The sequence below is a fragment of the Candidatus Pelagisphaera phototrophica genome (assembly GCF_014529625.1).
GTDB classification, from domain to species: Bacteria; Verrucomicrobiota; Verrucomicrobiia; order Opitutales; family Opitutaceae; genus Pelagisphaera; species Pelagisphaera phototrophica.
The window spans coordinates 332,889-348,366 of record NZ_CP076039.1; the positions used below are offsets into that span (position 1 = coordinate 332,889).

Annotated in this window: 14 protein-coding genes and 1 pseudogene; 12 read left to right on the forward strand and 3 right to left on the reverse strand. The window is 45.2% G+C overall.

Annotation, left to right across the window (positions count from 1 at the left end; translation table 11 throughout):
- Position 1 precedes the first annotated feature (1 nt).
- The 8 genes from GA004_RS01630 to GA004_RS01665 all read left to right on the forward strand — a co-directional run bounded on the left by GA004_RS01630 (position 2) and on the right by GA004_RS01665 (position 9,340).
- Positions 2–940, forward strand: a complete 939-nt coding sequence (locus GA004_RS01630) for a glycosyltransferase family 2 protein (protein WP_283395544.1) — start codon at positions 2–4, stop codon at positions 938–940.
- A 6-nt stretch (positions 941–946) separates the two neighbouring features.
- A complete protein-coding gene (locus GA004_RS01635; RefSeq protein ID WP_283395545.1) occupies positions 947–1,600 on the forward strand; it encodes a polysaccharide deacetylase family protein in 654 nt (217 codons plus the stop codon).
- Positions 1,601–1,602: 2 nt separating this feature from the next.
- A complete protein-coding gene (locus GA004_RS01640) occupies positions 1,603–2,796 on the forward strand; it encodes a hypothetical protein (protein WP_283395546.1) in 1,194 nt (397 codons plus the stop codon).
- Between the two features lies 1 nt (position 2,797).
- On the forward strand, positions 2,798–3,559 hold the full coding sequence (locus GA004_RS01645) for a PHP domain-containing protein (protein WP_283395547.1): 762 nt from the start codon (positions 2,798–2,800) through the stop codon (positions 3,557–3,559).
- On the forward strand, positions 3,556–4,509 hold the full coding sequence (locus tag GA004_RS01650; protein ID WP_283395548.1) for a glycosyltransferase family 2 protein: 954 nt from the start codon (positions 3,556–3,558) through the stop codon (positions 4,507–4,509). Before GA004_RS01645 ends, GA004_RS01650 begins: the two co-directional genes overlap by 4 nt.
- Positions 4,510–4,808: 299 nt before the next feature.
- The gene (locus GA004_RS01655) at positions 4,809–6,239 is read left to right on the forward strand and encodes a hypothetical protein (protein WP_283395549.1); all 1,431 of its coding nucleotides are present in this window, start codon (positions 4,809–4,811) and stop codon (positions 6,237–6,239) included.
- A 1,128-nt stretch (positions 6,240–7,367) separates the two neighbouring features.
- Complete coding sequence (locus GA004_RS01660; RefSeq protein WP_283395550.1) at positions 7,368–7,928, forward strand: hypothetical protein; 561 nt, start codon at positions 7,368–7,370, stop codon at positions 7,926–7,928.
- A 626-nt stretch (positions 7,929–8,554) separates the two neighbouring features.
- Positions 8,555–9,340 (forward strand): glycosyltransferase, encoded by a 786-nt coding sequence (locus GA004_RS01665; RefSeq protein ID WP_283395551.1) that lies wholly within the window; start codon positions 8,555–8,557, stop codon positions 9,338–9,340.
- Between the two features lie 394 nt (positions 9,341–9,734).
- Here the strand turns inward: GA004_RS01665 and GA004_RS01670 are convergent, their stop codons facing one another.
- Positions 9,735–9,935, reverse strand: coding sequence for a hypothetical protein (locus tag GA004_RS01670; RefSeq protein ID WP_283395552.1), 201 nt, complete (start codon positions 9,933–9,935; stop codon positions 9,735–9,737).
- A gap of 410 nt (positions 9,936–10,345) precedes the next feature.
- On the opposite strand from GA004_RS01670, the gene GA004_RS01675 reads away from it, so the two are divergent.
- The 4 genes and pseudogenes from GA004_RS01675 to GA004_RS18065 all read left to right on the forward strand — a co-directional run bounded on the left by GA004_RS01675 (position 10,346) and on the right by GA004_RS18065 (position 14,961).
- On the forward strand, positions 10,346–11,341 hold the full coding sequence (locus GA004_RS01675) for a glycosyltransferase family 4 protein (protein ID WP_283395553.1): 996 nt from the start codon (positions 10,346–10,348) through the stop codon (positions 11,339–11,341).
- 726 nt (positions 11,342–12,067) lie between these two features.
- Positions 12,068–13,000, forward strand: a complete 933-nt coding sequence (locus GA004_RS01680; RefSeq protein WP_283395554.1) for a glycosyltransferase family 2 protein — start codon at positions 12,068–12,070, stop codon at positions 12,998–13,000.
- Between the two features lie 9 nt (positions 13,001–13,009).
- Complete coding sequence (locus tag GA004_RS01685; RefSeq protein WP_283395555.1) at positions 13,010–14,047, forward strand: glycosyltransferase family 2 protein; 1,038 nt, start codon at positions 13,010–13,012, stop codon at positions 14,045–14,047.
- Between the two features lie 413 nt (positions 14,048–14,460).
- Positions 14,461–14,961: pseudogene (locus GA004_RS18065) on the forward strand (Coenzyme F420 hydrogenase/dehydrogenase, beta subunit C-terminal domain).
- Here the strand turns inward: GA004_RS18065 and GA004_RS01695 are convergent.
- Both GA004_RS01695 and GA004_RS01700 read right to left on the reverse strand, forming a co-directional pair.
- On the reverse strand, positions 14,913–15,173 hold the full coding sequence (locus GA004_RS01695; RefSeq protein WP_283395557.1) for a hypothetical protein: 261 nt from the start codon (positions 15,171–15,173) through the stop codon (positions 14,913–14,915). The pseudogene GA004_RS18065 and the gene GA004_RS01695 overlap by 49 nt on opposite strands.
- 77 nt (positions 15,174–15,250) lie before the next feature.
- The gene (locus GA004_RS01700) at positions 15,251–15,439 is read right to left on the reverse strand and encodes a hypothetical protein (protein WP_283395558.1); all 189 of its coding nucleotides are present in this window, start codon (positions 15,437–15,439) and stop codon (positions 15,251–15,253) included.
- Positions 15,440–15,478: the final 39 nt, after the last annotated feature.

A 15,478-nucleotide genomic window follows, 5' to 3' on the forward strand; every position in this document is an offset into this window, starting at 1 on the left:
CGTGCCTGCAAAATCGACCAATTCCCAATCACCTATCACCTATCAGCAATCTGACCGAAGGTCAGGATACGTTTTAGTTACTCCCGTTCGCAATGAGGAGAAATTCATCAGTCGCACCATCAATTCGGTTATCAACCAAACCATTTTACCCCGAGAATGGATCATTGTGAGCGACGGCTCAACCGATGCGACTGACAAAATAGTCGCAAGCTACCTGGCAAAGCACACTTGGATTAGGCTCATTAAACTTCCTAAACGGAAATACCCATGCTTCGCCGCAGTCGTGGAAAACACAACACTCGGCATCAATTCGCTCCAGACAAACGACTACCAATACTTAGGTCTGCTCGATTCCGATCTGGAGTTTCGACCGGACTATTTCGAAAAGCTAATTGGAGAATTCCATCAGGATTCTAAACTCGGACTAGCGGGTGGCGTAGCAATCGACGTCGGACATTCCAAAGAGGTGCTACCCAGAAACAAGCAAGACGTTCCCGGAGCTTTGCAGTTCTTTAGCAGGGAGTGCTTCGAAGCCATTGGCAGCCTCACTCGTATACCAGAAGGAGGTTGGGATAGTATCACTTGTACTACAGCCAGAATGAAAGGCTTCAAGACGAGGCTGGTAACCCACCTTATCGTCGACCATCTCAAACCTAGAAATACAATTTGTGGTGGCGTCCTAAGGAGGAAATGGCAACTAGGAGTTCGCGACCACGCACTTGGCTATCACCCTATTTTTGAATTCGTTAAATGTACAGGCCGCTTATTTAGAGATAAGCCATATATAGTATCCAGTATCGCATGGATCTCAGGCTTTTTATACTCCTCCATCGCCAATCGAAAACGCCTAATATCCAGTGACTTCATCCAGTACGTAAGATCTGAACAAATGAAGCGCCTCACCGACAGAGCGACATTCCGCCGGAGCCTCAAACTTTAATATAAGATGGTCATACTCACTTTCCATGGTGTTGGTCCTGTGACTCGTGAAATCAACGAGGGAGAACGTGACTGCTGGATAGAGCAAGACTTTCTTAAGGAAGTACTAGATCTTGTAGCCAAAACCGAAGCGGTAAAAATAACAGTCGACGACGGAAACGCATCAGACCTCCAATATATTCTCCCAGAACTAGAACAAAGAAACCTCTCAGGTACTTTTTTTCTCTGCTCTGCATTACTCGGGAAAAAGACATACCTTTCGATAGACGGCTGTAAGGAACTTCTTGAAGCTAATATGACCGTTGGACACCATGGGAAAGATCATCGCCCGTGGCGAAATCTCTCCACCGCTGAGTTGAACGAGGAGATAGTGAACAGCCGGCGAGAGCTCGAGGGACTCCTTTCGATATCTATTACTGAAGCAGCCTGTCCATTTGGGGCCTACGATAGAAAATCGATTAGGGCTTTAAAGTCCTCAGGCATCCAAAAAGCCTACACAAGCGACATGGGCGGCACCGACGAGAACAGTTGGCTATGTCCTAGAAACACGATCCGCCGCTCCATGAGCATCGATGACGTAAAAGCAATACTGGCGGAACGTCCCCCTTATTCCCGTAGTTTCAAGCGTACCCTAAAGATAAAACTCAAAGCATTCAGATAAGGATGAAACCACTCGCACTCGTATTTTTTGCCGACGCTCTCTCAGCCATAGAAGTATGCTGGAGTTTACACGAAGCGAACTTTGAAGTACTGGCACTCGCCAAGCAAGGGGTCCCATGCCCGCTACGCTACAGTCGCTTGATCAAAATAATCACCGTTCCCAATCCCGAGATAGACTTCCAAGAAAGCGGAGAAAGAATACTCGACCTTCTAAATAAACAAGGACTAAAAAATGACCCCCAAATCCTGGTTCCACTGGACGATGCTTCGGTACTGCTATGCAGTACCTTAAAGCTCCCAAAATCGACCCGTCAAGCCTCCCCCAAATCGAACATTGCCGAAATCGCAATAGATAAATGGCAGCAGATACAGCTCGCAAGCCAAAGCGGTTTTAATGTTATAGAAACCAAGATCGTAGATAGGTTCTGTCCTCTCGATTCTATCGAAACGCCTTGCATACTTAAGCCGCGCCTTGCCATCGAAAAAGAAAATAACCAGATCGCCAAACGAAGTTTCTACAGCTGCCCAGATGCAACCGCATTGCAAGAGGCTTCGATAGAAGTCGCTGAAAATGCCACGCACATGTCTCAGCCATTCCTCAACGGAGTGGGAGAAGGAATATTCGGGTTCGCAACAGATGACACAGTACACGTCCTCAGTGCACATCGACGTATCCGAATGATGAATCCTGAGGGGTCCGGCTCAAGTGCATGCAGAAACAATGCGATAGAGCCAGAGCTCGAAGCCGCCGCCCACAAATTTGTCAAAAACTCTGGCTGGACCGGGCTCTTCATGATCGAGCTGATCAGAGATGAGAACGGTAAGGCATGGTTCATGGAATTCAACGGGCGACCTTGGGGGAGTACCACCTTAGCTCGACGCATCGGATTAGAATACCCAGCGTGGCATGCTCAAGCAGCCCTTGGCATCGAACTACCTCCGATTTCAAAACCGACCTTCACCCCGAAAACTTGTCGACACATAGGCAGAGAAATCGTCCATCTACTCTTTGTGCTTCGCGGTCCTAGGAAAAATGTAAACAACAAATGGCCATCAAGGTTTGGCACCTTTATCGAACTACTTACGCCGAGAGCGAATCAGCATTGGTACAATTTTCGCTGGAGCGACCCCATCCCTTTCTTTGCCGATACCTTCTATACAGTCATGAAAACAATCTTCAATCGGAAGGCATATTGATATGACCGTAAAAGTTGCCTGCCACATCCACTCGGAGTGGTCCTACGACGCGTCGTGGACTCTCCCCGAACTCGCCAAGTTCTTCGCCAAACGGGGCTACCAAGTACTCCTCATGACCGAGCACGACCGTGGCTTCAACCAAGCCAAACTCGACGACTTCAAGCAAGCCTGTTCCGAAGCGAGCAATGAGGACATTCTCCTCATACCGGGAATCGAGTACAGCGACCCCACTAATACGATTCACATACTAACCTGGGGAAACGTCCCCTTCTTCGGAGCCGACCAGGAGACCCTCCCCATGCTACAGCATGTCGCGGGCCACCACGGGCTTTCCGTCCTTGCCCATCCTTCTAGGAAAAGCGCTTGGAAACGCTTCGACACCAGATGGACTCCCCTGCTGAATGGTATTGAGCTCTGGAACCGAAAATCCGACGGTATCCGCCCCAGTCCACACGCACGAACACTCGTTCATGATACGAAGCTCCCTGGCTTTTACGGTCTCGACTTTCACCGGATCAACCAAAGCTTCCCGCTCGCCATCAATCTCGAGATACCGAGAACCCAAATCAACGAATCAACCGTACTCGAAACGATTCGGTTAAAGAATTTCAGCCTCAACGCACTAAACTTCAGCTCCAGACATATCGAAAATCAACCGATCCATTCAACCCTCAATTGCGCAGAATTCGCCAGACGACTAATCGCAAAAACCAACCGATCGCTTCGCAAGTACCCTCAACCCAAACGCAAACCAGCTGCATGAAGCTAAGCATCGTCATTGTAAACTGGAATTCCAAGGATCAGACACGGGATTGCCTCGATTCTCTTCGTGCACATTGCTCCAATCTTAAACTGCAAATCATCGTCGTCGACGGCGGTTCATTCGACGGATGCGACCAAATGATTGCAAACGACTACCCCGAAGTAGAATTCACTCAATCGGAGAAAAACATCGGCTTTGGCAAATCCAACAACCTGGGCGCTGAAAAAGCCACAGGGGAAGCTCTACTGCTGCTCAACCCAGACACGGAAGTCGAACCCAACTCGTTGCAGACATTATTGGCAGAGCTCGAGAAACAGCCCCAAGCCGGCATACTAGGCCCTCTTCTCCTGAACTCCGACGGTACCCGACAAGAAGGAAGCGTGCACGCCTTCCCAACCCCACTCAACCAAGCGCTGGATTCCGACTACCTGAAGCATCGTCTCCCAAAGTCATCCCTTTGGAAAACCTACAAGGCCTTCAAGACCGACTCAACCACAGAGGTCGATGCAGTAGGAGGAGCTTGCATGCTCATGTGGCGATCCACATTCGAGTCAGTGGGAGGGTTCACCCTGGACTATTTCATGTACGCCGAAGACTTGGACCTTTGCAAAAAAGTTAGTGTTGCAGGGTTTCGCAACTACCACGCTCCTCAAGCCAGAGTTTTCCATCACGCAGGTTGCAGTTCGGAAAAACAGTTCAACAAGTTTTCAGCTGTACTAATACCCACTTCAATGTCCATCTACATGCGACTCAACCATGGGCTCAACGCAGCTATTCGCTATCGGGTGTTCATATGCCTTTCAGCTTCTTTCCGCACCCTTGCCATTGGATCAGTCTATGCTCTATCCAGCCAAAGCAAACGAAGTCGCCTGATTGCCTCGCTCAAGCGCTGGACTGCCGTGTTGAGCTGGTCTTTCGGAGGCCAACGATGGATAAGGGAGTACACTTGACTGAATCAAGGATAGGATGAGGCTCTTATTGCTAATATAATCATATATTAGTATTTTGTAAAACTATTGCCAATCCATAGTCAAATTAGCTTTCCCCATCCAGTAAGCCTATTTTATAGGATAAGAATCCCAATTTAACGAAAAACTTCTACCGGCAGAGGAATCTAAATATTCTTGCTAATTCTTCTTAACGTTTACCTAGGAAATATCGATATCTAACTTGGCGAACCATCCTTTAAGACGAAGGTTCTCATCCCTCTTCCACTAGTCAACCGTCCTAAATATAAGCTTATTGAGTCATGCCTTTTTTGAAAGCCAGTCACCTTTTAATTTTCTGGAGCCTCATTTCAGTGCTCGCACACGATTCCAACCTGCACGCTGCAAGCTCCATAACTCGGGCTGGCGTAACTTGGACGTTCAATCAAGACCTTATCACAGGCGTTTATGCAAATGGTGATCCTTGGGTGGTTGAACCTAGTTCAGGATCTGGCGTGACCATAATCACGATTTCCCCTGAATCTGACGGCCTTTCCAACGGAACCGTCGTAAACGTTCCTCGGTCGAGAAATCAAGGCTTCGACAGCCGAATGCAGAGAAGCCCGTACCGACCTGAGTGGAATATCGCCACCCAGTTGCCATACACGGTGAGTGCCAATTCCAGCGTAATGTCAGCGATCAGCCTCGAACAAAAAAGTTTGAAAGACGATCCACAAATAAAGTCGTACTCGATACTCACCGTTTTGGCCTCTACCCCACCCATTGCCGCCTTTAGACCCGGTTATATAAATGGCAATTTTTCACATCCCTGGGCTGAAGAAGATCTCAACTACAGCAAGCTCGCAAAAATGAGCATTAATGGGTTCGGCGGCCCCGATATAACCACGATCAAACTAACAGTCCCAGTCAATGAACAGGATCTTAATTGGACTGGGCGCTACAAACATGCCGTTGACGCCTCGCCCGCCTACGGAAGAGATCTAGCGAGAAAGTTTAATACCTACCTGCTGCTCTTAAATTCCGATGCTAGCAATTCAGATAAGCGAGACTTGCTAGTCGGGATGGTTCAATATGGCATCGACATTCACAGTATTATTGAGACGGGGGGACAATGGTATGCTGATGGCGGCCACAACCTAGGGCGCATAGGTCCTTTACTGGTCGCAGCGATGACCCTCGACGACGCAGACATGAAGGCTAACTTATCAGGAGGCGAAATGAATTTCCAAGAATTCCAACAAACTTTTTACGTTTCACAGACCGATATTGACTCGACGAAATTGGGTGATCCCCCAGACAAAGTAATACAATACGAACAAAATGATCTAGGAATGCCCGAATGGGGAATCCGCCACCACAAAAAACCTTCACGAGACAATAATCGATGGGACGCACGCTACCGCCACATCGGCGGAGGGCTTCTTCAGGCTCCAGCAATAGCTGCGCATCTGATGGGAGCACGCAATATTATAGGACATGATGCATTCTTCGATTATGCAAAGAGGCACATCTACTATAGAGAAGGTCGCTATAAGAATCCAACATATTACAATGGATACGACGACGATGACGACTACGGAGAAGGGAACGTTTTAGGCGATAATACACCGCTTTCGGACAATGAAACTCCGAGTTTTCATCGAAACTTTTATTTGGCTCATGAGGATGCACTACCTATCGGTAAGCTGATGATACCAATCAGTCCGACCGACTTATACCTAAAACAGCCATAAAACATCCATTTCAATTGAAAAACTAAGGTCCAAACGATGGATACTAACCAAATGTAAGAGGTAGAGTTTAATCGAACAGACTTTAAATATCTTAACTAAACTATTTGTTAGCTAACTTCTCGCCATCAAAATAGTTGTAAGCAACATCTTTCGATTAATGATTATCTCCAAATTAAATATATCCCAAAAAATGTTTGGTAATTAAATTAGCGAGTATACGAACGGAGGCATTCACCGCGACATTCGGATTAACAAGTCCCAGGCCATCTACCAGATGGAGGCCCACTCGGATCAGAATTTAAAGGGTTGAGAAAGTCGGCCTCCTGTTATTACAAACGAAACCGACTAAGTAAATACCTTCGCTTTTCAATTTCTCCAACGTGAACAAAAATGTACACATCGCTTCTTATAATCACTACCGCTCTGGTAGCAGCTCAAATATACCTCCCCAAACGCCTAGCGTTCCTGCCCCTCATTATCGTGGCCTTACACACAAACTATAATGAGCAGGTTATCCCAAGTTTTACAATTGCGCGAATCATCATTATAGTCGGTCTGTTCAGAGCCGTATTCAGCGGCCAATTTCGCTGCTCGATGAGAAACCCCATCGACCTTTTAATGGTCCTCTGGGCCACATTCCTTTTAATTAGCACCATTTCCCATGAGCCGACTATCTCTCACTCAAACCCTTTTATTAATAGGGTTCGTTTAGTTATAGATATTTGCGGAAGTTTTTTCTATGCGAAAGCCTATATTCGTAATTTTTCCGACCTCAAGCGACTTGCTATAGCGATTTCAATTACCCTTGTCCCCCTTGCCTTAGCAATGGGCTATACTAAGCTAACTGGAGGATCAAATATCTATTCTTTCATTGGCGCTGATGCATCTCTCCTCGTTCGTAACGGTTCGATACGAGCTTTCGGGCCTTTCGGCAACGCTATCTTGGCCGGCACGGTCGGCTCCCTATTGATGCCCCTCATTTTAATATTATGGAAAAAACAAAAAAAAGTAGCTCTTATCGGCATTTTTTCCTGTTTTACTATGATTTTTTCTTCGGGTTCATCGACCCCAATAGGCGCTCTACTAATTGCACTATTCGCACTCAGTCTTTGGCGCTACCGACAGCACATGAAAGGTATCGTAATATCAGGAATCACCTTGCTGATACTTATGGATCTCGTTAAAGAACGACCAATTTGGTACCTGATGGCCATCACAGATTTCACAGGTAGCAGCACTGGTTACCATCGGGCCAAACTCATAGATCAGGCCATTCTATACTTCGACGAATGGTGGTTTTTCGGCACTGACTACACGAGACACTGGATGCCCTACGGACTTGCGTCCATGCCTGAACATGCTGATATTACCAATTATTATATCCATATGGGCGTAATTGGAGGACTCCCTTTGATGCTCATAGTCTTAGCTCTCATCTGGAAAGGTTTTGCAGCCATAAAGCCACCGCTCAAAAGACTAAGACTACTCGGAAGCGAAAATGAATTCGGAATCTGGTGTATAGGTTGCCTTCTTTTCACCCACACCCTCACTTGCCTAACCATTTCCTACTACGATCAAAGTTATATTTTTTTCTATCTCCTGTTAGCCTTCATTTCAAACCTAAAGGACCTACGCCTTGAACCAGATTCCGAACTTGAAAGTATCAGTACTTCACCGATTCGTTATTAATCAAACGCTCAGGCTCAGAAACGCTGACGATGAAAGTAGCCAATGCTCAGGCGTTTTGAAAAAACGCTATACCGATGCAATCGGGATTCGCATATAAGAAATAATTTCAAACAATAGAAATGACCCGTGTCCTATTGATTACTTACCACTTCCCCCCTCAAGGCGGAAGTGGTGTCCAACGTGCTTCTAAATTTTTCACATACCTACCTAAATTCAACGTTGAACCAATTGTACTAACGGGCAACGACCTTATGGATTCTCGATGGACGCCAGAAGACCAATCACTCCTAACCGCCCCTCACCGAAGCAAATCTATACACAGAATGGATTGGCCCGCCTACCGCAGAGGAACTCCTACTGAGACTGCAGAACGTACAACGCGATTGATTACAAAAGGAATCGAATTAGTAAACAGGCTTAATATCTCTTCGATTTTGGTTACGATGTCGCCATTTCAAGACGCCACAATAGCCCGTAGTATCTCTACTGCGACTGGTCGGCCATGGATAGCGGATTTACGCGACCCATGGGCCTTAGACGAATTTCAAACATACCGCACTGCTTGGCACCGATACAAAGAAAAAAAGAGAATGCGAATAAGCCTAGCGAGTGCTTCTCTTATAGTAATGAACACGCCGCAAGCTGCGAAATTGCTAACACATTCCTTTCCTGAGATACCCAAGCAGCGAGTTAAATGTATTACGAACGGATATGATGCTAATGATTTTTCATCGGTCGAGGAAACAACTCCAACGCATATAGATCCAACTAAATTCAACATAGTTCATACCGGCACATTCCATACAGCATTAGGTCTCAAGCGAGTTCGACAGAAATGGATCAATACATTTCTCGGCCGCACCCACAAGGGAGTTGAAACATTACCACGCTCTCCACATTACCTAGCGGAGGCGATATCCAGCCTACGAAAATCCCACTACGAAGCTATTTCAGATTTCAATATTGTTTTCGCTGGATCCAAAGAAAAAGCCGATTCCGACTGTATTCATAAATCCGGACTACTAGATCTTGTCAAATTCACGAATTACATACCACACACAGAAAGCGTACGATACCTCAAATCTGCTAATTTGCTTTTCATGCCCTTGCATTCGATAGAAAGCGGACCTTCATCCATCATCCCTGGGAAAATGTACGAATACCTAGCAAGCGGGAATCCGATCCTTGCGACCATACCTCAAGGCGATGCGCACGACATCCTAAAGAAAAGTGGCGCTTGCTACATATGCGAACCAACCGATGTACTCGCGATGAAAAAATATCTGTTAACCAACTACCAGCGATGGAAAGTCAAAACACCTCAAGAAAAGCGTGATATCGTTTATATACGTAGATTCGAACGCAGAGCACTCACAAAGAAACTAGCATTAATCATCGAGTCTTTATCATAGAAATAAACATTATTCCCAGTCCTTTCCCAGACTGGCAAGCTCGCAAATCTACAGCATAACCAACGGTTACGATAAAGAGAATTTTCAGGAAGCCGACCTTGAGCCAAGGAGTGATAAAATTAGGATAGTTCACGCAGGCTTCATGCACACTAAATTCGGCTTAGACCAAAGACGAAACTCCCTATTCTATCGACTTCTAGGGAGTACTCGTTCAGGTATGCAAGCTCTCTCAAGATCACATTACTATATACTCTAGGCTCTAGCCAATTGGTCCAGCAATAGACCGAATGAAATAAAGAGTATAGAATTAGTATTCGCGGGCTCACTAGAATATAGCGATGAGAGAATAATCGATAAATCACGCGTTGAATCGTTGGTAAAACTAACTTTTCATCTAAGCCGCAAAGAGAGCGTGGACCTCATTAGCGGCGCCTACCTTCCCATCCATACCCTGCGTCCGGGCGACAAGTCTACCTTCGTACCAGGCAAAACCTACGAATACATGGCAACAAGCAGTCCCATTCTTGGTGCTATTCCAAATGGTGATGCGAAGGATTTCCTGAAAAATGTGGCACCCTATCAATATGCCAGCCATAAGACGTCGACACAATGCTCGAAATTCTCAAAACACAATATCGTTCATGGAAAGAACAGGCCCTGATCCTATCTTTAAATCATCGATTTATCCACCAATTCGAACGAGGGAATCTAACAAAAAAACTTGCCAACAAAATTAGTGGACTTGCTTAGATGATCGTTCCGGCAAGCGACCACTTCGGCTCAGTCAAGCCCAAAATCCAACAAGACCAAATGCATAAAAGTGAGAGTTCTGATGTCCAAAAACAAAACCTTCCAGTCATCGCCGTCTTTTTACCAATGTACGGGATTGCGAGCGAGATTTGGGTCAAACGCCAGGCAGAAGCTTTTGCAAGGTCCGAACCCGTCTTGCTAACATGGGAAACTCATCACTCAAAGTTTTGGAAATTTCCAAAAAAACATATTTGCATGAGCCTCCCCTGGACCAGCGATGGTTTCGGCTACCGCATTTCACGTAATTTCAAGCTATTCCGCTGTTTATATCGCCTTCGCGAGTGCAAAACAGTCAGAGACCATCTCAGTCAACAAAATGCATCTATCGCGATTTGTCATTTCGGGTGGACCGCGAGTCGAGTCTATACCGTGTTGCGGGACCTGAAGATTCCCTATTTCATTATTTGTCATGGGCTGGACCTTGCAACTCCTGCACTCGTCAAAAGCTACCTAACCGATCTCAAGTCATCTATAAAAAACGCTGCTGGAGTGGTTATCGTTGGTTCGCACATGAAAAATGCCATTAATCAACTGCATCCAACAATTGATAAAAACAAAATTCATCAAATTCCATGTGGCGCTCCAATTAAGTCTTTTTCAAGAAACAGACCAAGCCGACGTCAGAAAGACGAACCCCTTAAGCTAATTTCAGTCGGACGCCTCTTCGAAGGTAAAGGCATCGATCTCTCAATTTCAGCTATTTCCCAGTTAATTAAGAGCGGTCTCGATCTACATTTCACAATAGTAGGAGAAGGCGTAGAACTTTCGCATCTCTCAAAACTGTCAGAAACCCTCGGAATCGAACAGCACGTAACATTTTGCGGTAAGCTCCAGCAAGTAGACATAGCAAAGCTGCTCAAATCAAACCACGTATTCCTTCAACCATCTCGCAAGTCGAAAAGCGGCTGGATAGAAGGATTTGGTGTCTCCATCACCGAAGCAATGGCGTCTGGGCTGCCTGTGATTGCAACTCTTTCAGGAGGCATCCCCGATCAGGTCCGTGACCAGAGAGACGGGTTTCTCGTCGAAGAAGAGGACTACAAGGGAATCGCTGAAGCCATTCTTACTTATTACACTTCTGAAGAGACACGCTTCCGACACAGCCAAAACGCTCAAAAACAAGCTACTAATTTTGACTCAGCTAAACTCGCTCAAAAACTTGAAGGGCTACTCCTGCAAGAGATCGCGTAACGATCGGCGATAGAACTTCAACATCACCAAAGTCACTCATTATCGAAATAAGTTACGACAAATTGCAGCTTTTTCAGTCCTAACACAAAATATATCTCCGATTTCTTTAGCTCCCTTCGGATAAATCGATCTAATTCAGATAGTCAAAGTATGGAGTCACATATAGTTCTGTCTTTCAGCAAAGCTCCATTCAACACTGGGCGATATTTCGGAACAATCAATATCCAGCTAGATTCCAATCAAGAACAAGCATGCTTACCACGAAATGTATTCAGTTTCACGACAAGTCATTCAACGACTGGCTATACTCCGATTATACTTTCCCAACGAAGAGCATGACTTGGACTCAACCTAATAAATAGGTCAGTCAATCCTCCACTAGTCGACTAATAAATTTGATTTATAAAACCCAAATTGAGTGTATATTTTAGCTCAAAAAATTACTACAATTAGTATCAATAAAAAAATGACACGAGCACTTTAGAACGAAATTATTATAGCATGGAACATCCGGAAAAGGAACCCCCAAACTAGAAGATGGTACATCAAGCAGAAAGGCATGTTTAAAAGAACGATGCTCCTTACAAAAGACCACATGGTATTCGGAGCTAAGTCACCTGCTTAAAATTCCGAGACACTGATTCTTGTAACCCAAAACTCAGACAATATTGTATAAATAATGAGTATAAATTAATATCTCCTCTGCCAGCGAGCCTTTATTGAAAAATGAATAAACCACTTATAAGTATATTGCTACCGATCTACAACGCCGAGGCATTTCTGGAAAAGACCCTTTCATCCTTAACCTCCCAAACATTCACTAATTTCGAACTCATTGTGATAAATGACGGATCAACCGACGGATCTTTAAAGATAGTTGAAGAAATAGCAAAAACTGACTCGAGAATTTTCATTTATAACCAACCTAACAGCGGACTTATTGAAACGTTAAACAGAGGTTTAAAGCTCGCAAATTGTGAATTGATAGCCAGAGCAGACGCGGACGATATCTACCATCCTGAACGCCTCGAGCTTCAATATCGTCGAATGAATGAACGCCCCGAAATCGTTCTCCTTGGAGCCCGGACAGTCAAGATCGACAGTAAAGGCAGAACTTTGTATCAAGAATTTCAACCTACGATTAAAACTGATATCCTAGACAGTCTTGCCGGAGGGTTCGGCGTAATTCCCCACCCCGTAGCAATGTATCGCAAATCTGCTGTGATTCAAGCCGGTGGATACTCTCCTAAAGCTAAATATTGCGAAGATGTAGACTTGTGGATTCGCCTATCTGAGATTGGCGAAATCGCTAATCTTAATGAGCATTTGGTATACTACAGAGTACATTCCGAGTCGATTTGTTCGGTACACTGGAAAGAACAACGCGAAAACATTAAAAAGATCGCAACTAAATGGCAAAAATCTCGAAACAAGGAAGTTTCAGAAAATTCTATTTGGAATAGACCTCCACAGAATGCAGTCGATCTTGCTCTGTTTCGAGCAGGCCAAGCCTCCCAACAAGGCTATCATCAAAGTGCAATTAGGCAGTCACTTTTGGCTATCAAAGAAAGCCCAAAGAACATTAGAGCCATAAAAACTCTAATTAGATGCGGCCTAAACGCAATCAATCCTCGATTCCCTTCAGCCAAAACGAGCTAACACGATCAAATGCCACCACAAGTATCTATAATTGTGCCCGTATACAACTGCGCAAATTCGATAACGCAGTCTCTTCAATCACTCTTCGAGCAGAACCTAACCGAAATTGAAGTAATTGCCGTCAACGATGCCTCTACAGATACATCTCTCGAAATTCTAAATAAATTAAGCAAACATGAAAGTCGCCTAAAAGTAATTCACCTAGGCACAAATGGCGGGGTGCACTACGCACGGGTAGCTGGTCTTAAAGCCGCGAATTCGCCTTGGATCGGTTTCTTAGACGCTGATGATTTTGCAAAGCCCGACATGTTTCGTCAATTACACCAAGGAGCATTGGAGAGCGGCTCTGACATCGCGATTTGCGGAGTAGATCAAACTACCCCTCATCGAAAGTTTTTATCAAGAAAAGTCTCGTTTCCTCAAACCGTAACAGTGTCCAACCATATTTTCGAAACATTTTGCGATATCGGGTTTGGTACTGGGGCCCTTTGGAATAAGCTATACCGTAGAGAAATAATCCTAAAGCACGGTCTTGTTTCATTTCGGAAACGACGAGACTCAGGCGAAGACACATTAGTAAACGTAGGGTGCTTTATGGACGCAAATAAAGTTCACCTTATTAAGGATTCTCTCATTGATTACGTCCTTCATCAAAACAGCGTTACTCAAAGTATCGATTCCACAGAATCATTTACACGAATCATCGGAGCCTATTCAGAGGCCGTTAACATCTATCGCGAACACGGACCCCGAATCCTCGAGCAGATCACAAATCTTTATTCGAAACAACTTGATTACGAAAGCTATTGGGTAGACAAAATCTCAGATCTATATAGATATGAACTAGAACTCACCGATGCCATGCAATCACTTGCTCAACAATACCCGATCGGCCCTGCTGCATTATTAAATCGAGGACCTGTTACAGGTATAAAAAAGCTATCCATCAAACGATCAGTTAAAACATGGATTAGTCTTTCATTGAGTATTCCCAAAATATGCGTTCAATTATTGTGGAAAAAGATATGCAGAAAATTTTTTCAATAACGCAATCCAAGGTATCGTAAATTGTAAATACATAGTAGAAACCGACACGAACACCGTAACTAATCGATAGCCAATAAGCCAAACCGATTTGTGTACCACGAAGGTGCATCTCTTTTAGTACTTATTTTGGGAACACCTGCCAACTCAAACTAGATCCCAAATCAATTCGTGCCTTCAGGGTATAAAATCTACTCATTGTGCGAGTTTTAATAGAGTGGCCCATTTAAAATTGTAGCTCCGTATTTTTTGTAGGTCGCCTCGCTGAGACGACACATTCTGGTAGCTGTCGGGTCAGTTCCCTTCCATACAATTTATAGCAAAAACAGATACGAGATGACAGTAAAAATCGTACCCATCCTAAAATAGCAGGCGTTCGCAAGGCCATCAAACTACGGCCAGCCTTAGCTGAAAAAGTGGGCGTCACCCTTTCCTTCTTTTGCGCAGAAACGCCTCCCACTAAAGCCACGCTATCCTTGCTTGAAACGTTTAGGGAGGAACCAAACAAATTGAAGGCTGTCCGGTATCGCGGCCACGGCTGGCCAGGTTATTTTACCGTGAGCGACGAAAACGGAGAAAGCCAGGAGCATTGGATCTACCAGAAAAGCTGGGCCCACTTGCAGAGCTTCCGGCCTTGATCCACTCATGTGTCGCAGGACGGTTCAGGAGAGCTTGAAGACATATCTTGCGGCGATCCCTGGTACGAGGAGCCAGATGGCAAAAACTCCGGTTTCTCACTAATCATTGCACGGACTCCCATAGGACGGGAGATTGTCAAGGGTGCCATTACGGCGGGCTATCAGTTTGCCCCGTTCTTGAAAGAGTCAATTCGAGGTCATCATATTGGGTTTCACTCCATAGCGGTGCATCACGTATTGCGAAGATATATTCGTCTGATTTGGGCGGCAGTCACTTGATTAACATGTCTCGGATTATCAGCAGATCGCATTTGAGGTAGCGAGTCATTATCCTCGTGGGTCTGACCATTATATAGTCCTCTAAGATTTCCACCGAGACGTCGAAGATCGATCGGTAGGGCACCGTCCTTCCTGCCTTTATCAGCGATTGGCTGATGGCTTTTGCTTACGCCGGGCGGATCAATCAGCACAACGTAGAGGGTTTCGTTCATATGCTTTTCCCTTAGCTACTTTTGTTTTTAAAATGTAGCTGGTTGCCATCTATGATTTCCTGGTCGTAGCTTCCGGGCTACCGGATGATCTCGTGGCTTTCCATGAAGCTAAAGCTTTCCTGGATTTGCGTACTGAATATCCCGCTTTTAAGATCCCTTAGTCTATACTGCCCATGAAGGGCTGCCTTGTCGCACGCCTTCTGGATTTGATTCTTGCTGTATTTCCCTGTAAAAGACTCGAGTCGCTTTATTATTCGAACAGCCATCTGGTCGCGGTTTGATATTTCTCCGTACGCCCAACTGCC